This is a genomic window from Sphingobacterium micropteri (genome assembly GCF_014692515.1).
Classification (GTDB): domain Bacteria; phylum Bacteroidota; class Bacteroidia; order Sphingobacteriales; family Sphingobacteriaceae; genus Sphingobacterium; species Sphingobacterium micropteri.
The window spans coordinates 90,652-109,562 of sequence record NZ_JACOIK010000011.1 but is presented as its reverse complement, the minus strand read 5'-3'; the positions used below and the strand labels follow the sequence as shown (position 1 = coordinate 109,562).

The 18,911-nt window shown below is 40.0% G+C and carries 22 protein-coding genes; 6 read left to right on the top strand and 16 right to left on the bottom strand.

Going from position 1 to position 18,911, the window contains the following annotated elements; all coding sequences use genetic code 11:
• Positions 1-54: 54 nt before the first annotated feature.
• Together gmd and H8B06_RS15880 are read right to left on the bottom strand one after the other, a co-directional pair.
• Positions 55-1,206: a GDP-mannose 4,6-dehydratase gene (gmd, locus tag H8B06_RS15885; protein ID WP_190995199.1), complete on the bottom strand. Its 1,152-nt coding sequence runs from the start codon at positions 1,204-1,206 to the stop codon at positions 55-57.
• A 78-nt stretch (positions 1,207-1,284) separates the two neighbouring features.
• A complete protein-coding gene (locus H8B06_RS15880) occupies positions 1,285-1,839 on the bottom strand; it encodes a hypothetical protein (protein WP_190995198.1) in 555 nt (184 codons plus the stop codon).
• A gap of 65 nt (positions 1,840-1,904) precedes the next feature.
• On the opposite strand from H8B06_RS15880, the gene H8B06_RS20715 reads away from it, so the two are divergent.
• From H8B06_RS20715 to H8B06_RS15870, 3 genes are read left to right on the top strand one after another with little or no spacing between them, the layout of a single operon-like run.
• Positions 1,905-2,219, top strand: coding sequence for a hypothetical protein (locus H8B06_RS20715; protein ID WP_223857712.1), 315 nt, complete (start codon positions 1,905-1,907; stop codon positions 2,217-2,219).
• An 8-nt stretch (positions 2,220-2,227) separates the two neighbouring features.
• A complete protein-coding gene (locus H8B06_RS15875) occupies positions 2,228-3,142 on the top strand; it encodes a lysylphosphatidylglycerol synthase transmembrane domain-containing protein (protein ID WP_190995197.1) in 915 nt (304 codons plus the stop codon).
• A gap of 5 nt (positions 3,143-3,147) precedes the next feature.
• Positions 3,148-3,858 carry an SDR family NAD(P)-dependent oxidoreductase gene (locus tag H8B06_RS15870; RefSeq protein WP_190995196.1) on the top strand — a complete coding sequence of 237 codons (711 nt, stop codon included), beginning with the start codon at positions 3,148-3,150 and terminating at the stop codon, positions 3,856-3,858.
• Positions 3,859-3,877: 19 nt separating this feature from the next.
• Here the strand turns inward: H8B06_RS15870 and H8B06_RS15865 are convergent, their stop codons facing one another.
• The 4 genes from H8B06_RS15865 to H8B06_RS15850 all read right to left on the bottom strand — a co-directional run bounded on the left by H8B06_RS15865 (position 3,878) and on the right by H8B06_RS15850 (position 6,564).
• A complete protein-coding gene (locus tag H8B06_RS15865) occupies positions 3,878-5,233 on the bottom strand; it encodes an alpha/beta hydrolase family protein (RefSeq protein ID WP_190995195.1) in 1,356 nt (451 codons plus the stop codon).
• A 112-nt stretch (positions 5,234-5,345) separates the two neighbouring features.
• Positions 5,346-5,813 (bottom strand): hypothetical protein, encoded by a 468-nt coding sequence (locus H8B06_RS15860; RefSeq protein ID WP_190995194.1) that lies wholly within the window; start codon positions 5,811-5,813, stop codon positions 5,346-5,348.
• A gap of 3 nt (positions 5,814-5,816) precedes the next feature.
• Positions 5,817-6,302: a hypothetical protein gene (locus tag H8B06_RS15855; protein ID WP_190995193.1), complete on the bottom strand. Its 486-nt coding sequence runs from the start codon at positions 6,300-6,302 to the stop codon at positions 5,817-5,819.
• Positions 6,292-6,564: a DUF2089 family protein gene (locus H8B06_RS15850; protein WP_223857718.1), complete on the bottom strand. Its 273-nt coding sequence runs from the start codon at positions 6,562-6,564 to the stop codon at positions 6,292-6,294. Before H8B06_RS15850 ends, H8B06_RS15855 begins: the two co-directional genes overlap by 11 nt.
• A 213-nt stretch (positions 6,565-6,777) precedes the next feature.
• Between H8B06_RS15850 and H8B06_RS15845 the strand changes: the two genes are divergently transcribed.
• On the top strand, positions 6,778-7,515 hold the full coding sequence (locus H8B06_RS15845; RefSeq protein WP_190995191.1) for a lysophospholipid acyltransferase family protein: 738 nt from the start codon (positions 6,778-6,780) through the stop codon (positions 7,513-7,515).
• A 5-nt stretch (positions 7,516-7,520) separates the two neighbouring features.
• Here the strand turns inward: H8B06_RS15845 and H8B06_RS15840 are convergent, their stop codons facing one another.
• The gene (locus tag H8B06_RS15840) at positions 7,521-8,660 is read right to left on the bottom strand and encodes a glycosyltransferase family 2 protein (RefSeq protein ID WP_223857711.1); all 1,140 of its coding nucleotides are present in this window, start codon (positions 8,658-8,660) and stop codon (positions 7,521-7,523) included.
• A complete protein-coding gene (locus H8B06_RS15835) occupies positions 8,638-9,612 on the bottom strand; it encodes a lysylphosphatidylglycerol synthase domain-containing protein (protein WP_190995190.1) in 975 nt (324 codons plus the stop codon). Before H8B06_RS15835 ends, H8B06_RS15840 begins: the two co-directional genes overlap by 23 nt.
• A 95-nt stretch (positions 9,613-9,707) precedes the next feature.
• Here H8B06_RS15835 and ruvC point away from each other — a divergent pair, with 95 nt between their 5' ends.
• Positions 9,708-10,271: a crossover junction endodeoxyribonuclease RuvC gene (gene ruvC / locus H8B06_RS15830; protein WP_190995189.1), complete on the top strand. Its 564-nt coding sequence runs from the start codon at positions 9,708-9,710 to the stop codon at positions 10,269-10,271.
• Here ruvC and H8B06_RS15825 read toward each other — a convergent pair.
• Positions 10,268-11,311: a hypothetical protein gene (locus tag H8B06_RS15825; RefSeq protein WP_190995252.1), complete on the bottom strand. Its 1,044-nt coding sequence runs from the start codon at positions 11,309-11,311 to the stop codon at positions 10,268-10,270. The two genes, ruvC and H8B06_RS15825, sit on opposite strands and share 4 nt — an antisense overlap.
• A gap of 397 nt (positions 11,312-11,708) precedes the next feature.
• Between H8B06_RS15825 and H8B06_RS15820 the strand changes: the two genes are divergently transcribed.
• On the top strand, positions 11,709-12,179 hold the full coding sequence (locus H8B06_RS15820; protein WP_190995188.1) for an Lrp/AsnC ligand binding domain-containing protein: 471 nt from the start codon (positions 11,709-11,711) through the stop codon (positions 12,177-12,179).
• A gap of 8 nt (positions 12,180-12,187) precedes the next feature.
• Here H8B06_RS15820 and H8B06_RS15815 read toward each other — a convergent pair whose 3' ends face one another.
• The 7 genes from H8B06_RS15815 to H8B06_RS15785 all read right to left on the bottom strand — a co-directional run bounded on the left by H8B06_RS15815 (position 12,188) and on the right by H8B06_RS15785 (position 18,845).
• A complete protein-coding gene (locus tag H8B06_RS15815) occupies positions 12,188-13,255 on the bottom strand; it encodes a M20 family metallo-hydrolase (RefSeq protein WP_190995187.1) in 1,068 nt (355 codons plus the stop codon).
• Positions 13,248-14,048 (bottom strand): pyrroline-5-carboxylate reductase, encoded by an 801-nt coding sequence (gene proC / locus H8B06_RS15810; RefSeq protein ID WP_190995186.1) that lies wholly within the window; start codon positions 14,046-14,048, stop codon positions 13,248-13,250. The genes H8B06_RS15815 and proC overlap by 8 nt, the downstream gene beginning before the upstream one ends.
• 8 nt (positions 14,049-14,056) lie before the next feature.
• Entirely contained in the window at positions 14,057-14,851 is a 795-nt protein-coding gene (argB, locus tag H8B06_RS15805) for an acetylglutamate kinase (protein ID WP_190995185.1), read from the bottom strand.
• 16 nt (positions 14,852-14,867) lie between these two features.
• On the bottom strand, positions 14,868-15,833 hold the full coding sequence (locus H8B06_RS15800) for a Rossmann-fold NAD(P)-binding domain-containing protein (RefSeq protein WP_190995184.1): 966 nt from the start codon (positions 15,831-15,833) through the stop codon (positions 14,868-14,870).
• Between the two features lie 77 nt (positions 15,834-15,910).
• The gene (locus H8B06_RS15795) at positions 15,911-17,047 is read right to left on the bottom strand and encodes an aspartate aminotransferase family protein (protein WP_190995183.1); all 1,137 of its coding nucleotides are present in this window, start codon (positions 17,045-17,047) and stop codon (positions 15,911-15,913) included.
• A 134-nt stretch (positions 17,048-17,181) separates the two neighbouring features.
• Positions 17,182-17,781: a 50S ribosomal protein L17 gene (rplQ, locus tag H8B06_RS15790; RefSeq protein ID WP_190995182.1), complete on the bottom strand. Its 600-nt coding sequence runs from the start codon at positions 17,779-17,781 to the stop codon at positions 17,182-17,184.
• A gap of 71 nt (positions 17,782-17,852) precedes the next feature.
• Entirely contained in the window at positions 17,853-18,845 is a 993-nt protein-coding gene (locus tag H8B06_RS15785; RefSeq protein ID WP_130143060.1) for a DNA-directed RNA polymerase subunit alpha, read from the bottom strand.
• Positions 18,846-18,911 lie beyond the last annotated feature (66 nt).

Sequence of the window (18,911 nt, the reverse complement as noted above, 5' to 3'; positions counted from 1 at the left end):
ACGTTAACATCTTACAAAAACTATTCCAATTAAGACTTACGCATATATAGGTATCTATTCAAAATAATTCAGAATGGTGAAGCCTCCTTTTTTCAGGTATTCTTCTTTCCGCATTAACTGCAAATCACTGTCTACCATCTCTTTCACTAACATGGGCAACGTGTATTTTGGGTACCAACCAAGCTTATTGTTTGCTTTGGATGGATCGCCGATTAATAAATCTACCTCTGTAGGTCGGAAATACTGCGGATCAACTTTTACCACAGTTTGGCCCAATTTTATATGTTCCACAGGAATATTCAAGCGGTCCAATATTTCTTCATCACGGTCGATGATAACTCCTTTTTCCTGTTCATCTTTACCACTAAATTCGATCTCTATACCCAGTTCTGCAAAAGCCATACGCACAAAATCTCGAACCGTAGTCGTTACACCGGTCGCAATAACATAGTCTTCAGGTTGTTGCTGCTGCAAAATTAACCACATCGCTTCCACGTAGTCTTTCGCATGTCCCCAATCGCGCTGTGCAGACAGATTGCCTAAAAATAACTTATCCTGTAAACCCAACGCGATCTTTGCGACCGCCCGTGTTATCTTGCGGGTTACAAAAGTTTCTCCGCGTACCGGACTTTCGTGGTTAAACAGAATGCCATTACACGCATACATGCCGTACGCTTCGCGGTAGTTCACCGTAATCCAATAACCGTATAATTTCGCAACGGCATAAGGGCTACGTGGATAAAACGGTGTTCTTTCGCTTTGTGGAACTTCCTGTACCAAACCATACAGCTCCGAAGTAGATGCCTGATATATTTTTGTTTTTCTAGTCAGTCCCAATAGGCGAACCGCATCTAAAATCCGTAATGCACCGATACCATCCGCATTCGCCGTATACTCAGGCGTATCAAAACTTACTTTGACATGGGATTGTGCGGCTAAATTATAGATTTCATCTGGCTGAATTTCCTGAATAATCCGAATCAGATTACTAGAATCTGTCAAATCACCATAATGCAGCATAAAATTACGCTTGTTTGCGTGTGGATCCTGATAAAGATGATCAATACGGTCGGTATTGAATAGGGAAGAACGTCTCTTCAAGCCGTGAACGATGTAGCCTTTCTTTAATAGAAATTCGGCTAGGTAAGCTCCATCTTGACCTGTAATACCGGTAATTAAGGCAACTTTGGTTTTATGTGTATCCATATTTTAGTGAATCGTAATGCGTAAGGAGTGACGAGTAGTCTATACTTTTTACCAGTCACTCCTTATTGATCACTTGATTTAGTCTTGTACGCGCGAGAAATTGAACACCAGATGACCGGTTCCGTTATCCAGTGGGATAGGCATACGCATGATCAATGACTGGCCGTCAGAATACGAAAGATCCAAACGATAACCCGTCGTTACATTCCGAGCTTTCTCACCCGAGTATATTTTCTTAAATTGAAACTGTGGGTGTAAATTATCGTTCGGGATGTCGTATATCGACCATACAATATTCCGTGTCGCGCCATCAGCACATAACGTTCCCGAGGCATTAAAAACAATACTTCCCTGATAGTTACCCCCAGGAAGAGTCCACACACTGCCAATAAAACAATCTACCGGTGCTTCATCAAAAATATTCTTAATCGTGTAGGCGGTAGGAACATCTTCCCGATCTACAGCGTTTAACACCCATTTCCCCTTTAGCCCATTTCGCCACTCACGGGCAGATGGACCGTCATTGCCTAGCGATGTAGCGCTTCCAGCAGAAGATTTTCGTTGAGCTCCACAGGATGCTAAAAGCACCACCAGTGTAAAGATTGTACATACGGATAAGATATGTTTTCGCATAATGTAAAAATTAGTTTTCTGAATTGAGTATATTCGCAAATATATAAATTATAACGCTGCATTGAATGAGCTCATCCAAAAATCATACCATAAGCAAGATTGTTGCAAAGGCTATGCTACGTATTACTATTATCCTTATCGCGTTCCCCATAATTGTTTATTTTACAAATCCCGAGGTGATGTCGCAACGGATTTTCTTTCCGCATCGCTGGGCATTCATTTTCCCCATTTTATTGCTCTTGGTATTTATCGCATTCCTCATACCGGTATTAAGAGATAAATATACAAAAACAGAATATAATTGGCTTTTTTCATTGACCGGTATCTTTGTATGTTTGTATCTTGTGTTGTTCTATACCCGCATTTTATCCGTTTCGTGATGATGGTAATGAAGAAAAGTAAATTCTGGACGTACGTTAAAAACATTTTCAAGATACTCATTACGGTGGCGGCTATCTATTGGGTTTCACAGAAAATATCCTTCATCGAACTGAAGAGCGCATTGGAAAAATGCAATCCAGTATATCTTTTTCTCGCTTTATTGTCTTATGCATTATCGCAATTGATTGCATCATCTCGGTTAAACAGCTTTTTAAAAGTGATCGGGCTTCATATCAGCGAACGTTATAATTTAAGGCTTTATCAAGTCGGTCTGCTCTATAATTTTTTCTTACCAGGGGGTATTGGCGGAGATGGCTATAAAATATATTTTTTAAAAAAGAATTACGCGATCAAAGGAAGAAGGGTATTAACCGCCGTGTTCTTTGATCGGTTGAGCGGATTATGGGCATTATCCATCATTACGGGGTGCCTGATTATGTTTATGCCACGACTAGCCATACCTCATGTCGTCACGATTAGTGTCTTGGTGATAGGTACAGCGACTTATCTGTATTTTTTACAACTTTTTTTCAAAGAATTTCTATCGAAATTCGTCATTACGCACATAAAAGCGCTGGCCGTACAAAGTTTCCAGACCTTGAGTGCCATTGCTATCCTGTATGCACTAGGCTTCGCGGGAAAATTCTCTCCCTATCTATTAATCTTTTTAGTTTCATCGTTGGTTGCTATTGTGCCCTCTATACTGGGAGGTGCCGGTTTACGCGAATCGCTCATGGCATTTGGAGCGACGTATTTTCAACTTGACCCCCACCTTGCCGTGCTGATAAGTTTGCTTTTTTATATTATTTCGTTGCTGGTCGCGAGTTCGGGCCTTTATTATATTTTAAGACCTCAACGTTTGGGAACCAATAAATTGCCCTCAGCGGAAGAGGTAGAAAAAGCTTTAGAAAAAGAAGAATAAATATTATGGCAAATATCATTATTACGGGCGCAAGCAGTGGGATTGGATTTGAAGCGGTTTTAGATTTCACGGCCAAAAAGGAGAACAAAGTAATTGCATTAGCACGCTCGGGAGACAAACTACGCAAACTTCATGAAATCTCTTCTTCGCTCAATCCAGAAGGCGGAGAGCTCTATCCAGCCCAATTTGACGTGATATACGACAACTACCCGGATGCTTTAGTTCCCTTTATCCAATCAAAATTTGACACGGTGGATATCTTGATCAATAATGCGGGAATATTAATTAATAAACCTTTTCTCGAAACGTCATTGGAGGAGTTTGCGCAAGTACTGCAGACCAATCTGCTAGGACATATTAATATGATTAAACATGTTGTTCCGTTTATGAAAAACGGAAGCCATATCGTCAATATAGGAAGCATGGGCGGTTTTCAAGGCGCGTCAAAATTTGCCGGTCTTTCTGCCTATTCCACAAGTAAAGGAGCATTAGCCACTTTAACAGAATGTCTTGCGGAAGAGTTTAAGGAGCAAGGCATTAAGGTAAACTGCCTAGCGTTAGGCTCTTCACAAACGGAGATGTTTGAGGCAGCATTTCCGGGTGCAGAAGCTGGCACACTCGCTTTTGAAATGGGACGTTATATAGCCGATTTTGCGCAAAATGGCCACAAATATTATAATGGGAAGATATTACCCGTTGCAAATACAACCCCGTAGAGACGTAAACATACTGTCTCTACAGATCATTTATCCATTCTGCAAGATCAGAAAGTACCTGCTCATTGAATGTTTCTTCAATTTCAATATATTCCGAAACAGCACCTGTTTCGGCTGTTTGGAAGAGGTGATTTAATCCATCATACGCTTTTAGAAAATTCCTTTCATTTGGAGGTAAATGGTCGGTCAAACTCTCCAAATTAGGCGCGAAGGGAACCTGTACGTCTTTTGTGCCGTAGGCTGCAAACACAGGAACATCTATTTTTTTAATAAAAGGGATGGGATCTATTCGCATAAAATACCGATAAGCCGGTAATACCATCATTTTTATTTCGTCTTTTTGGCTATTGGAAAGGTTTGGCAATGGTAATGACATATTCTCCAGAATTTGGCGGTAAGCATGTTCATCACCCAGATCACTCTTTACAGTGGCAAAATTCCGACGATTCACTTCTTTAGCCTCTTGGAGTTCTTCAACCGACATTCCCATTAGTTTGCCTATTTCGAAAGCTTGCAATACCATAAGCGAATCAATGGGAATCGCCGGTGCTCCTAAAAGACCGATAAAACCTACATCGGCGGAAGATTCGCCAGCAATCAGTTCTGCAATAAGTGCCCCTTCACTATGCCCAATGATTCCCACCCGTGCAGGATCTACTCTTTCTTGTTTTTGTATAAACCCTACAGCAGCAATAACATCACGACTAAAATCACCAATGGTGCTTTTTGGATAGTTCCCGGTAGAAGCACCAATACCACGTTCGTCATACCGCAACACGACCACACCTTGCTTTGTTAGATAATCGGCTATCACTTTAAAAGGTTTATGTCCCATTATCGTTTCGTCTCGATCCTGCGGACCGCTCCCACTCACCAAGACGACAGCTGGTAGCTTCTCACCTTTCCGGGGCGTCGTTATTGTTCCTGCTAACTTGACATCATCGTATTCACTGGAAAACGTAACGTCTACTGTATCATAACTATACGGTGGCTCGGGTAGTTGTGGTCTCCGCCGTTTTGCGAACGTATTCTCCACTTTCGATAGACGCATCGGAAATATCATGCCGTTTTGGGACACAACACCCTCAATTCCTCCATCTGATAACAGTTTACCGTTATAGGTTAAACCAATCGAAGCAACGGCTATCGATATGGAATCCTGGCCAATGTGGATTGCGCTGGCAGGAATTTTAGCGTTTCCTTGCGCAGGGCTCTCCATTGTTCCTTTCCATACCGAAGCATGCTCCAAATGGAAAATCAGCGGAAGTGCAACGCCCTGTACGTTTAGTTCCCCTTGCCAAGTCCCCACAAATTTTTGACTATATCCAAAACAGGATTGAAGCAATCCAATTAAAAAAACAATATAATATTTCATATAAAAAACCCTCTATATACCAATAACGCCATCGCATCCAATACGAACACTACAATTACTATCAAAAAACCATGCCCAAATTTCTTACTATTGATAGAATCCCGGATACCAACTACAAGGAGATAAAAAAATAGACCATCATGAACAGCAAGAAAATAGCGAGAAGGGCGATCCACATCATGTTCGACGGGTCTAATGAGGTGGCAAAATTAATTTCTGATGTTTTTTCAATTGGAATCAGCTTTGCCGTCCAAATAACCAGCAACCCGGCAAATAACATGGGTATACGCGCGATTAGCACATTGTTTAATATATCAACAAAACGAGCTTTTTTATACAGTATCCTCGCGAGTGTAAACAATCCCAATGTTAGGATTGCGATATTCGACAGATTTCCCAATATGATAGCAATTAGACTTGTTGCGCCCATGTGGATTTGAATAACACCATCAAACACAATTTTTCCAAAATAGGAAATTGTTATGCTTGCTACAAAACCAACTAAACCTATCCATAATAGATTTCTCTCCAAATAATCTTCAAATGGGTTTAAGAACAGTCGTTCCATATTATGCTTCATATTTTACCCTTGATTAACTTGACGATATAGTTTTAATATTTCGTTTACCTCTTCCGGCTTTTGTGTCCCAATGAGCATTTTAGCGCTGTTTCTTTGAACCACAAGATGAATTCCATATGAACCCTTCGTCGTAAAAGCTGTTCCTCCTCTACCGAATCGATAGCCCCAACCACCATATTCCCATGGACTATATCGCTTCACATACACATCTCCTATCTCGTCCCAACGCCATGTTTTCTCTTTCCATATAAATGGAAAAAAACGGATATGTATCCCTTCTTCATCTATACGCGATCGAAGCCTCATAAAAAAGATGACGGCAAATACTGCCAAGCCAATTAAGGCTCCTACGGAAAATCCTCCCATTTTCCCTTGATCTGAATTGCTCCATGCTGTGTACACACCTGTTCCTAAAACAAGCAAGTATAATAGACACAGCCACCAAGTTATAAAGCTTTGACTTTCTTTATAGATTTGATTATTCTTCATTTTTCAGCATTTTTATCTTGTTTATCAAATCATCCAGCTTATTCCGTACAGTTGGGTAACTCTTCCCCATTTGATTAGCCATTTCCTTCAGGCTTCCCGAATTTATCAAGAACTGTAAGACAAATTCCTGTTCTTCAATACTTAGCTGCATAAGCACTGGCAAATGATATTTACCGGAAACTTCCGTTTCACAATTCATACAAACCAGTTTTGATACGACTAGTTGATTCTCGCAACTTGGGCAAATTGTCGGTAATTTCATCATACCACCTTCTTTTTTCAAATATAAAAATAAATTATATTAAAATATATATAAATATATTTTAATGCATACTTATCATTATTTATAAAATAAACATATTTCTTTATTTTATTATGATTTAAGGCAATAGCAATTAAGGTACAATCTCGGCGTCGCCACACCCCGATTCCCGATTTCCCGTTAATAATCGTAAATTCGCAAAATTTTGGTCAAATGAGAAAAGCACTTGGTTATATACTTACCCCTATATTTTATATCTGCTTTGCTGTGTCATTGCTAATCTTCCACCCTATTCAATGGCTTTGTCTTAAACTTGGCGGATATGCTGCCCATAAAAAAAGCGTAGACCTCTTAAACGGCTTTTTGGTGGCCTGCAACTACACTTTATTTAATTCAGTACGATTTATAGATAACAAAGGTATTCCGACGGGAAGACCGATTATTTTTGTTGCGAATCACCAGAGTACGTTTGACATTCCGCCCATGATTTATTTTTTACGACGGTTTCACGGAAAATTCATTTCCAAAATTGAGCTAGCTAAAGCAGGAATTCCCAGTATATCTTATAACCTGGTACACGGTGGCGCAGCAAACATAGATCGTAAAGACCCTAAACAATCTATTGCAGAAATATTAAAACTGGCGAACAACATGAAAACCAAAAACTGGTCAGCTTTTATTTTTCCAGAAGGAACACGTACAAAAACAGGTAAAATGAAAGCTTTTTCTGTAGGTGGAATCGCCACCCTCTTGAAAAAGAATCCGGATGCACTCGTCGTTCCTATCGCTATTAAAGGATCCTATTTAATGGTGAAATATGGGATGTTTCCGCTACGCCCGTTCACCTCCATGAGTTGGGAGGTATTGCAACCGTTGGACACGACCGGGCTGAATGCTGAGGAGATTGTCAAGAAAGCTGAAGAGGTTATCAAAGAAAAAGTAGAAGCTTAATTAAGTTAATTGACCTTTCTGCCCTTCCAATCGTATTTTCCAATATTGCCTACTACCCCTATATAGATAAGGTAAACGGCATGAATAAATGACAACGGGAGCAAATTCGCCAACAAAGCATGTCTATTTACAAGACTGCAAAGGGGATAAATAAAAACTAATTCCACCAACACCTTCATTCCGAAAGCCAACAAAAATAATACATGAATGTTAGGTAGATCCACAACAAACTGTAGCAAACCCGCAATTAGCGACAAATTGAACAACCATATACTGACACCTAACCCGACAACCCGTTTGTCTCTATATTTTGTACTCTTGGAGGCCCAACGTCTCCGTTGACTGATAAATCCAGAAAGTGTAACTTTCGCATCGGTGTACACAATAGCTTCTTTTGATTTGCAGAATCTTATTTTTTCAGCATATTTTTCCGCGACTTTATGCAAAAACAGTTCGTCATCACCTGAAGCAAGATTATCTATACCATTAAAACCACCCATTTCGTAGAACAAATCCCGCCGATAAGCAAGATTTGCCCCGTTACAAGTCGTCGGATTCTTATTGCCGATACCCGCTGCTCCTAAACCAATAAGATATAAAAACTCTAACGTCTGAAGTCGTTCAAAATAGCCTTTTTCTTCGGAGTAAGCTACAGGTGATGAAACCATATAAGCACCTGTCTTCTCAAAATAGCTAACCACTGTACGTAGCCAGCTTGTTCCCATGCGGCAGTCTGCATCGGTTGTAATAATTATCTCCCCAGAAGCTTGTGCTATAGCTCGGCTTATCGCTAACTTTTTATACGAGTTGAGCTTGTCCCCCTCATTCAATGAAAGCAGCGTGACACCCCGTGAGGCATACGAAGCGACAATGGTGGCCGTTTTATCGGTAGAATGGTCATCCACCACGATGATCTGCAAAAGTTCTTTTGGAAAGTCTTGCTGCACAATACAGTCTAATGTACGCGCAATATTCTCCTCTTCGTTACGAGCAGCAATCAGTACCGAAACAGGCGTAGATACCGTCGCTTGCTCACTGTTAAAATAAGGAATCTGAAACCATCCGCGCAACATATAGAGCACCAAAACAACATACACGACGGTCATCGTGATGAGAAATATATCAAGACTTGTTGTCACCCACATAATTTACATTTAAAACAAATACAGATCCTATAATAGCGGGCAGAATAAGGTTGACAAACCAAATACAGGAAACGATTGCCATAACTGCTATTTCCTGTGAGGTAATATAACTATATAAATTACTTGCAACAAAACTACGGACGCTAAAATCAAAAATATCGAGGGATGGAACGGCGGATTGGATAAAAAACAGGATGAAAATCATCAACACCATTGAAACAAAAGGCAATTCGGGCAAAAAGACCAACATCAGTACAACATATTGTGAAGTAAATATGATGAAGCGCAGCAATGAAAGAAGAATCACATACAAAAGCTCTCGTGCAGTGAAATCTTCCAGTATAGAGAAGAACGGTTTTATTTTACGCAAAAACCTAAATTTGCCGACAAGATAATCTACCCAATGCACATTAAAATAAAGTACAACAAATGCCACTGCATAAATTATCGCCAATAACCAAACCCCAAATTTGACACTATCCGGTGTCGGCAGATAAGTGGCAACAAACCAAGCGATACTCAAAGAACCAAATACACTCGTGAGAACTAACTGCGCAAAGAGTCCAACGCCCATTGCTATCGCGCCCCTTGCTCTACTGCGCGGTTTTAGAAGAAGAATACGCCCCCCATATTCTCCTATTCTATTGGGTGTAAATATTGCCCAGGTAAGTCCACAAAAGACCGACTTAATTGTTTTCCACCAACTAATAACCTCGATCCGCCGACTGAGATATTTCCATTTAACGACCTCAATTGCCCAATTCATTAGCATCATCAATACGACAAGGATCAGTGTTCCACGAACGGTCCACAGATCAACACTTTGCAATAGAGACTTAAATTCGCGAAGATTCTGTTGGTTGTTAACCTTAGAAACGATGAACCATGTCGCCAATCCTACAATGACCAACTTAATTCCCAGATTCAGATATTTCTTTTGTTGTTTTGTCAATTATTTAAAATAAAAGCACAATGTTACTAATTTTTCATTAAAATAATTTATCTATACGCGTAAGATTTCAGGTTTCAAAATTGTTATATTGCAACATGCAAAGAGAGAAGGCCAAAGAACGTATTATTTTGGGAATTGACCCGGGGACAGTTGTTATGGGCTATGGAGTAGTCAAGCAAACGGGACAAAAAATATCATTATTAAGCCTAGGTGTAGTCAAAATGGGCCATTTAGATGATCAAGGACTAAAACTACAGCGTATTTTTAAAAAAACGATGGCTCTCATACAAGAGTATCAGCCCGATTGTGTCGCCCTGGAAGCACCTTTTTATGGAAAAAACATTCAGGTCATGCTAAAACTCGGGAGAGCGCAGGGTGTTGCTATGGCAGCCGCACTGAGCGTAGATATTCCTATCTTTGAATATGCCCCGCGTAAAATAAAACAATCTGTCACTGGAAATGGAAGCGCTAGCAAAGAACAGGTGGCAGCGATGTTAAAAACAATCCTTCAGTTTAAGGAGACACCCGAATTCTTGGATGCAACGGATGGACTAGCGGTCGCGGTATGCCACGCCTTCCAACAAAATAATGGTTTGGAGAAAAAGAGTTATTCGGGATGGGAAGCTTTTGTAAAAGACAATCAACGTAGATTAAGTTAGAGTTTCACCTGGCGAATGACATTCTTCACATTCAATTCCACGATATCCGTCATGGATCTGCACTCCAAATACGCTTCATTATTGTAAAATGCCCGATAACCTTCTCTTAAATTCTTAATATTCTCAGGTGTTGATAACGCCTGCAATTTAGAAGCGTCGCGTAAATCTTTAATACGATGACGTTCGCTACGTACGCGGTGCACAATCGAAGAACGCTCTTCCTGCTGATATTGCAACACGGTTTTTTCATTCAAATGTTCCATAGCTAATTTCACATAGGGCAGATTTTCCTTGAAATATTGAGGCATATATACCTTTGGATTTCCTTCGTAAAACTGTTGATCGAAATCGATAGCCCGGATACGAAATTGGAAATCGTCAAAATCGGGCGTGATCTGCATAACAAAGTTATATGCCCGCATATCCCCAAGCAGCGAAATAATACAACGTTCATTGAACTTCACAAATTCTTTGGCAATACGGGTCTGGTTATATTCTGGATTATCTATGCCAAATTTACTGAAAACATCACCTGGTATGCCGACGATATGTTCTTCCACCAACGTGTCACGATCTACAAGATAGTTTACCTGATTAGGCGAAAGAATCTCCTCCAACTCCAGCCCATATATCCGGGAGGCATCAGCCTGCTTAATATAAAAATAATCGTACACATCATTTAACCTGTTGATAATACGCACTCGAAAAGGTTTGGTATTCCCGAATGCACAATACTCTATTCTATCAATAATTTTATGCTCTACAATACGCGTATTACCTGATGCTTTAAGTTTTGCATACACTACGCGTAGTGCATCATACAGTTGATCCTGTAAATGAGGCGGGTATAGCGGTGTCTCCCACAGCGTGTCTTCTCCGTTTTTATCCATCACAGGCACAGCTTCCACAAAATTTAGCAGCTCGCTATATGCCAAAGGCAACTTCGCATCCCGCTGATACATACGCAGATATTTGTTTAGTCCGGCACCTACGGGATAAATAGGCTTTTTACGCGATATGGTAACATCATCGATTTCCATCACGGTTTTTTTCGAAAAATACAAAATTTAAAATAAAAGAAAAAGAAAAGATATAATAAAACATTCATAATAAATAGACTGTTTTTTATAAAAAATAAAATTATATAACAAAAATACTTAGTATTTTTACAAAAATAAAAAAATAGTTCAGCATCAGGTTTAAAATAGGAAGGCATAAATGAAGAAACTCCCCGGGGAGAGGAGTTTCTTACGCTAACCAATTATAAACCTATGTTATTTTGAGGGAAGTAACATGCTTTTACTACAACTAGAGATGATTTTCATCCCTTTTGTCAATACAAATATAAAAAACACATGAAAATATTATGTAATTTTATTTTATTTTTACACATATTTTAAAATACGCATCATTTTTTAACAAAAAATACCTTTTTTTATGGACAAAAAGTATTCAAATTACGATTTAGACAATTTAGACATACAAATTTTGTCTATTTTGATGAATGACGCATCAATTCCATACACCGAAATAGCAAAAAAACTAATAGTTTCAGGAGGAACCATCCATGTAAGGATGAAAAAGATGGAAGAACTAGGAATAATCAAAGGTTCCCAGCTTATTATTAATCCACAAAAGGTAGGTTTTGACATTACAGCTTTCTTAGGAATCTATTTAGAGAAAGGTTCGCAATATTCTGATGCTGTCAAACAATTACAAGATATAAAAGAAGTAGTCGAACTGCATTACTGCACAGGGCAGTACAGTATGTTTGCCAAGATTGTATGCCGTGATACAGCACATTTGCGCAAAGTATTAAATGAAGATATTCAGTCGTTGACGGGTATCCAACGCACGGAGACGATTATCTCGCTAGAAGAAAGTATAAAAAGGCAAATAACGTTGTAGATATTTTTTTACACGATATTTTTCAGCAAATCGACATAAAAAATAATACCATGTTCGATTTCCGCTAAAAATATATATTCATCTGCAGAATGTGACCGTGCAGAATCTCCCGGCCCTATTTTTACAGACGGAATAGGTAGCAGCGCTTGGTCACTCATTGTCGGACTTCCAAACGTTTTGGCTCCTAGACGCACTCCCGATTGGACGACAGGATGATCTAGCGCAATCGCGGAAGGGTTGAGTCTAGTGGAACGAGGATTCACTTTGACCGAAACATGTTGCCTAATGATGTCCAGAACTTCTTGGTTATTATAAACATCTGTTGTACGCACATCGACGACGAATGTACAGGATGCGGGGACAACATTATGTTGTGTACCAGCATTCACTACGGTAACGGACATCTTTATGGGCCCTAAGTGTGATGAAACTTTCGGAAACTGAAATGTGCGAAACCAGTTTATCGCCTCCATAGCTTTATATATTGCATTCTCTCCCTCCTCCCGTGCAGCATGTCCAGATACGCCTATCGCTTCACAATCCAAGACCATCAATCCTTTTTCTGCGACAGCCATCTGTAGTTGAGTAGGCTCTCCAACAATAGCGAAATCCATCAACCCAATATGCTTGATCGCTTCTTCGACTCCGTTTTTCCCCGAAATCTCTTCCTCTGCTGAGGCTAATAAACATAGATTATAGCGTAAATCTTCTTGTTCATAATAATACAGAAATGCGGCGATCAACGATACCAAACATCCTCCCGCATCGTTACTTCCCAAACCATACAGCTTATTATCTGCCTCCACGGGATCAAAAGGCCCTTTGGTATAACCGCTATTCGGCTTTACCGTATCATGGTGGGAATTTAACAGGATACAAGGTTTCGAATCGTCTCTATATTTATTATAAGCCCACACATTATTAGCGAAACGTTTATACGCCACGCCACGTTCATGAAAAAAACGACACAGCAAATCCGCTGTGTCGTTTTCTTCTTTACTAAAAGATGGCAGGGCTATCAATTGCTTTAATAGCGATATAGCTTCTTCTGTCAGATGGGCTATATTTTTATTCATTATATAATCCCCCAGCTTTTTCTGCAGACAATTTTATTCCTTTTATAAATGCCGAACTGAACCCATGGTGCTCCATTTCATTCAACCCGGCGATCGTACATCCTTTGGGGGACGTTACCTTATCAATCTCTCCTTCGGGGTGGTTTTGCGTCTGCAGTAACAAATCTGCAGCCCCTTTAGCCGTTTGTACAGCCATCTTTAAGGCATCATGTGCATGAAAGCCTATTTCTACACCACCTTGCGAAGCTGCCCGGATAGCGCGTAAGAAAAAAGCAATACCACACGCACAAAGCGCAGTCGCAGACGTCATGAGATCTTCCTGAATAACTACGACAGCACCTACCGCTTCAAATAATTGTTCCACCTTTTTTATTTCCGTATCCGCAGCATAGTCAGTCGCTATACAGGTCATTGACTGCCCAATAGCAATAGCTGTATTTGGCATAGCGCGAACAACCAATTTATCGTCACCAAGTACTTGCTTGATATCAGCACAGCTTACACCTGACACGACAGAAACAATAATCTGTCCGGCATGCACGGTATCCTTCACTTCTTCCAATACTTTACGAAGTTGTTGCGGCAAGATAGCTAGCACCACTATTTCAGCACCGATAACGGCCTGTGTATTATTATCGTGTACTTGAAAGCCGAGTGCAGCTTCCTCTTGAAGGTTAGCGAGGTACCTGCGCGTGAGCATGATCTCAGCGGCTGTATATTGTCCGGACTTTACAAGTCCTTTGGCAAGGGAAAGTCCGATATTTCCACTACCGATTATTGTTATTTTGCTCATTTTTTGGTTTATTTCGATAATAAACAAGTACCAAATTCCCCCTGTTGATATTTGTGCAGATTTAAGGCATTGCCAATATATACATTTTTGACGCCCTTGCTTAGTGCCTCAAAAGCGTTCTCCAGTTTTGGAATCATCCCTTCGTAAATTACTTTCTCTAATTTTAGTTTTTCGAATTCATCTGGATTTATGGATTTGATAACAGATTCGGAATCATCTACATCACGTAATACGCCCTCTTTTTCAAAACAGTAGATCAGCTTTGTCTCATATATCTTCGCCAACGAGACCGCCAACGCGGAAGCAATAGTATCCGCATTGGTATTTAATAACTGTCCCAAACCGTTATGCGTAATAGCAGAAAATACCGGAGTAAATCCTGCTTCCAAAAATTTCTTTATACTTAGGGTATTCACGGAATCTACTAAGATATCTCCGGCATATCCATAGTCAATTTCTCGAACAGGACGCTTAATTGCCTTAATCGTATTACCATCTGCTCCAGACAACCCTAATGCATCGCAACCAAATTTCTGCAGAGAAGAAACCACATGTTTATTGGTTAGACCAGCATAAACCATGGTTGCCACATCGAGCATAGCCTTATCTGTAATACGTCGGCCATTAATCATTTTCGCCTCAATCCCCAGATCAGCGGCAATTCGTGTAGCAATCTTTCCTCCGCCGTGGACTAATACCTTTTTACCTTGTAATGCCGCAAATTTTTCCAAAAAACTCTGCAACTGTACATCGTCATCAATAACGTTACCTCCGATTTTGATAATATGTAACCCACTTCCCATAGCTAATTAAATACATTTACTTCTTAAGATTCTCCAACATTCGCTTTAACACCACCTGAGCTGCCCACACCCGGTTGGCCGCTTCTTTAACAACCAAAGAGTTAGGCCCGTCAAGAATTTCTGATGACAACTCTAAATCACGTCGCACTGGCAGACAATGCATCACTTTCGCATCGTTTGTCAATCCTAATTTATCGTTGGTCATTAGCCAGTCTTCTTGAACAGGATAAACCTGTCCGTAATCGCTATAAGAAGACCAGTTTTTTACATATACAAAATCAGCTCCGTTCAGCGCCTGGTTTAAATCATACACTATTTGCGCACCCACCGTAAATTCCTCGTTCAATTCGTATCCAGCAGGATGAGCGATCGTAAAATCAACCAAATCCTGCTCCTGCGCTTTGCACATCCATTCCGAAAAAGAATTCGGAACGGCTTGGGGTAATGCCTTCACATGAGGTGCCCAGGCCAACACGACTTTAGGTTTAGCTATCTGTTTATGCTCTGTAATGGTAATTAAATCCGTCAAACTTTGCAAAGGGTGACGCGTAGCGCTTTCCAAAGAAACCACGGGAACCCCACAAAATTTAATAAATTTGTTAAACAGTTCTTCTGTATAGTCTGCTACTTTATCTTTCAAACTAGGAAAAGAACGCAATCCTAATATATCACAATATTCGCCCATCACGGCAGCAGCTTCCCGGATATGTTCCACCGTTGTTCCGTTCATAATGACACCATCTTGCGTCTCTAACGCCCAGCCTTCTTTATCCATATTGATGACCATCACGTCCATCCCAAGACTCATCGCTGCCTTTTGGGTGCTCAAACGCGTACGCAAGCTCGGATTCAGAAATACTAAACCCAATGTTTTATTCTTACCTAATTCCCGCCAAGCATAAGGATCGGCTTTTAGCGACAAGGCTTCTTGCACGACCGAATCTAAATCATCAATATCTGCAACTGAAAAAAAATTATTCATCTTTCCAAGTAAAAAGTAAAAAATAAGGTCATTCCTCCACTTAGTCGAAATGCCTGTTAAATCGTTCGCCAAACAAGCTAAACTGTCTTTAATCGCTCATCCAGCGCCGTTAAAAAAGTATCTGCTATAGCACTTGTAATATTTAAAGCAGGCAAAATCCGTATAACATTTGGTTTTGCTTCCCCTGTAAAAATTCGATTTTTCACCAATAAATCCTTTTTCACATCGGATAATTCTACCGGTAATTCAACACCTATCATCAGTCCTCTACCTCTTACCTCTTTAACTTTATCAAACTTTTTCAATTCTGTGATAAGGTAGTTTCCAATGTGTCGAGCATTTTCCAATAGACAATCCCGTTGAATGATGTCAAGCACAGCGATTGCAGCTGCACAAGCCAGATGATTACCGCCAAAAGTAGTCCCTAACATACCAAAGGACGCCTTGAATTTAGGAGATATACTAATCGCCCCGATAGGAAATCCATTCCCCATCCCTTTCGCCATGGAATAAATATCTGCATTTATACCCGCGTAATCTTGCGAATAAAAATCACCCGTACGACCGTAGCCGCATTGTACAGCATCCGCAATAAATACAGCTTCATGCGTGTCGCAAAGCGAACGGATCAACCGAAGAAAGGAAACTGAAGCTTCTCTTATTCCACCCACACCTTGTATACCTTCAATGATCACAGCGGAGATTTCCTGTCCAAAAACCTGAAAAGCGCGTGTTAGTGCCTCCTCATCATTAAAGGGCAAAAATACTACATTTTCCGTTCTGTTTACCGGAGCCACAATAGTGGGATTGTCTGTCGCGGCTACAGCCAATGAAGTACGACCATGAAAAGACTTCGTGAACGCGATAATCTTTTTTCGCCCATTGTGGAATGATGCCAGTTTTAATGCGTTTTCATTCGCCTCTGCTCCCGAATTACAAAGAAATAGTGCATAATCATCCTTTCCAGATATTTCACCTAGCTGGCGCGCCAGTTGACGCTGTAAAGGAATCTCTACGGAATTTGAATAGAATCCGATTTGATGCAATTGATTGGTGATGGATTCCACATAATGTGGATGACTATGTCCAATGGATATCACGGCATGTCCACCATATAAATCAAGGTATTCCGTACCCGAAGCGTCCCAAACGCTGGATCCCTTAGCTCTAACAATATTAATAGGGTTTATGGGATAAACATTAAATAAATCCATGTATAAAAAAATAAACTGGTATGGATAAAATACTATACGCAAATATAGCGTAACATGCTGAAAATAATAAGTAATTATGAAATAAAAAAGCCCGTCATGATATGTGACGGGCTTTTTTATAAATGAGAAAAATATTAATCTTTTTTCTCTTCCGTTTCCGAAGATTCTTCTTTTGCAGGCGCTTCTTCAGCTGCTGGAGTTTCTTCCGCTGTTGCTTCTGCTTTAGGTGCTTCTTCTTTAACTTCCTCCGTCACCTCTGCTACATCAGCTTCTTCCGCTACTGCGCCTTCAGCCGACTTTTCTGTCGCTTTTTTCTTGCTACTTCCACGACGACGAGTGGCTTTCTTCTCCGTCTTCGCTGTTTGACCGTAGATTTCGTTGTAGTCTACTAACTCGATGAACGCCATTTCTGCGTTGTCACCAAGACGATTTTCCAACTTGATGATGCGTGTATAACCACCTGGACGAGACGCTACTTTTTCCGAAATCTCACGGAATAATATAGTAACCGCTTCTTTGTCTTTTAGGTAGGCGAATACCGTCCGGCGAGAATGTGTTGTATCACTTTTTGATTTCGTAATCAACGGCTCAACATACTTACGCAATGCTTTAGCTTTCGCTAACGTTGTCGTGATACGCTTATGCCTGATCAATGAAGTCGCCATGTTAGCTAACATCGCCTTCCGGTGACTGTCAGTGCGCCCTAATTTGTCTACTTTTTTTCCGTGTCTCATTTTTTTGTGTTTTTGTGCGTACCGTTCTTAAAAGAGGAATTACGCAACAGGTCGCTTATTTATTATTAATATTATTCTTCGTCCAATTTATATTTGGACAGATTCATACCGAACGACAAACCTTTCGATTTAACCAGCTCTTGAATTTCGCTCAAAGACTTCTTACCGAAGTTGCGGAACTTCAACATATCCGCAACGTCATAAGTCACCAATTCTGCCAATGTACGAATATCAGCTGCTTTCAAGCAGTTCAACGCACGAACAGAAAGATCTAAATCCACCAACTCGGTTTTCAATATTTTACGCATGTGTAAAATTTCCTCGTCCACTACCTTGGTTTCTTCTTTTGTTTGAGACTCTAACAACATATTTTCATCAGAGAATAACATGAAGTGTTGAATCAAAATCTTAGCAGCTTCTTTTAAAGCCTCTTCGGGATGAATAGAACCGTCGGTAGAAATATCCAACAACAATTTCTCGTAGTCGGTTTTTTGTTCTACACGATAATTCTCGATGGTGTATTTTACGTTCTTAATTGGCGTGTAAATAGAATCTACAGCGATAAAACCAACAGGACCGTCTGTAACTTTATTTTCTTCAGCATTTACATAACCACGTCCCTTCGCTACAGAGAGTTCAACCTCTATAGTAACGGAATTATCCATATTACAGATAACCAACTCTGGATTTAAAACTGTAAAATTATTGGAGAACTTCGTAATATCGCCCGCTTTAAATTGATCTTGACCATTAATAACGACAAAGATCTTTTCGCTATCGCCCTGCTCACCAGTTTTCTTGAAACGAACTTGCTTCAAGTTCAAAATGATCTCGGTAACATCTTCAACAACACCTTTGATAGTAGAAAACTCGTGCGAAACGCCTGAAAACCTTACCGACGTAATTGCATATCCTTCTAAGGAGGACAATAAAATACGGCGCAAAGCATTACCAATAGTTACACCAAAACCAGGCTCTAATGGACGAAATTCGAAAGTACCATCAAAATCTGTTGATTTTTGCATGATAACTTTATCCGGTCTTTGAAATGCTAAAATTGCCATTTATTTTCTTTTAAAAGTTTTTATTAATAACGTAAAATATAATAAGAGTAAGCATAATCCAAAGAT

What these genes read in the sequence shown, in the direction of transcription:
- gmd (WP_190995199.1), bottom strand. Translation starts at nt 1,206, where the DNA reads ATGGATACACATAAAACCAAAGTTGCCTTAATTACCGGTATTACAGGT.
- H8B06_RS15880 (WP_190995198.1), bottom strand. Translation starts at nt 1,839, where the DNA reads ATGCGAAAACATATCTTATCCGTATGTACAATCTTTACACTGGTGGTG.
- H8B06_RS20715 (WP_223857712.1), top strand. Translation starts at nt 1,905, where the DNA reads ATGAGCTCATCCAAAAATCATACCATAAGCAAGATTGTTGCAAAGGCT.
- H8B06_RS15875 (WP_190995197.1), top strand. Translation starts at nt 2,228, where the DNA reads ATGAAGAAAAGTAAATTCTGGACGTACGTTAAAAACATTTTCAAGATA.
- H8B06_RS15870 (WP_190995196.1), top strand. Translation starts at nt 3,148, where the DNA reads ATGGCAAATATCATTATTACGGGCGCAAGCAGTGGGATTGGATTTGAA.
- H8B06_RS15865 (WP_190995195.1), bottom strand. Translation starts at nt 5,233, where the DNA reads ATGAAATATTATATTGTTTTTTTAATTGGATTGCTTCAATCCTGTTTT.
- H8B06_RS15860 (WP_190995194.1), bottom strand. Translation starts at nt 5,813, where the DNA reads ATGAAGCATAATATGGAACGACTGTTCTTAAACCCATTTGAAGATTAT.
- H8B06_RS15855 (WP_190995193.1), bottom strand. Translation starts at nt 6,302, where the DNA reads ATGAAGAATAATCAAATCTATAAAGAAAGTCAAAGCTTTATAACTTGG.
- H8B06_RS15850 (WP_223857718.1), bottom strand. Translation starts at nt 6,564, where the DNA reads ATGAAATTACCGACAATTTGCCCAAGTTGCGAGAATCAACTAGTCGTA.
- H8B06_RS15845 (WP_190995191.1), top strand. Translation starts at nt 6,778, where the DNA reads ATGAGAAAAGCACTTGGTTATATACTTACCCCTATATTTTATATCTGC.
- H8B06_RS15840 (WP_223857711.1), bottom strand. Translation starts at nt 8,660, where the DNA reads ATGTGGGTGACAACAAGTCTTGATATATTTCTCATCACGATGACCGTC.
- ruvC (WP_190995189.1), top strand. Translation starts at nt 9,708, where the DNA reads ATGCAAAGAGAGAAGGCCAAAGAACGTATTATTTTGGGAATTGACCCG.
- H8B06_RS15825 (WP_190995252.1), bottom strand. Translation starts at nt 11,311, where the DNA reads ATGGAAATCGATGATGTTACCATATCGCGTAAAAAGCCTATTTATCCC.
- H8B06_RS15820 (WP_190995188.1), top strand. Translation starts at nt 11,709, where the DNA reads ATGGACAAAAAGTATTCAAATTACGATTTAGACAATTTAGACATACAA.
- H8B06_RS15815 (WP_190995187.1), bottom strand. Translation starts at nt 13,255, where the DNA reads ATGAATAAAAATATAGCCCATCTGACAGAAGAAGCTATATCGCTATTA.
- proC (WP_190995186.1), bottom strand. Translation starts at nt 14,048, where the DNA reads ATGAGCAAAATAACAATAATCGGTAGTGGAAATATCGGACTTTCCCTT.
- argB (WP_190995185.1), bottom strand. Translation starts at nt 14,851, where the DNA reads ATGGGAAGTGGGTTACATATTATCAAAATCGGAGGTAACGTTATTGAT.
- H8B06_RS15800 (WP_190995184.1), bottom strand. Translation starts at nt 15,833, where the DNA reads ATGAATAATTTTTTTTCAGTTGCAGATATTGATGATTTAGATTCGGTC.
- H8B06_RS15795 (WP_190995183.1), bottom strand. Translation starts at nt 17,047, where the DNA reads ATGGATTTATTTAATGTTTATCCCATAAACCCTATTAATATTGTTAGA.
- rplQ (WP_190995182.1), bottom strand. Translation starts at nt 17,781, where the DNA reads ATGAGACACGGAAAAAAAGTAGACAAATTAGGGCGCACTGACAGTCAC.
- H8B06_RS15785 (WP_130143060.1), bottom strand. Translation starts at nt 18,845, where the DNA reads ATGGCAATTTTAGCATTTCAAAGACCGGATAAAGTTATCATGCAAAAA.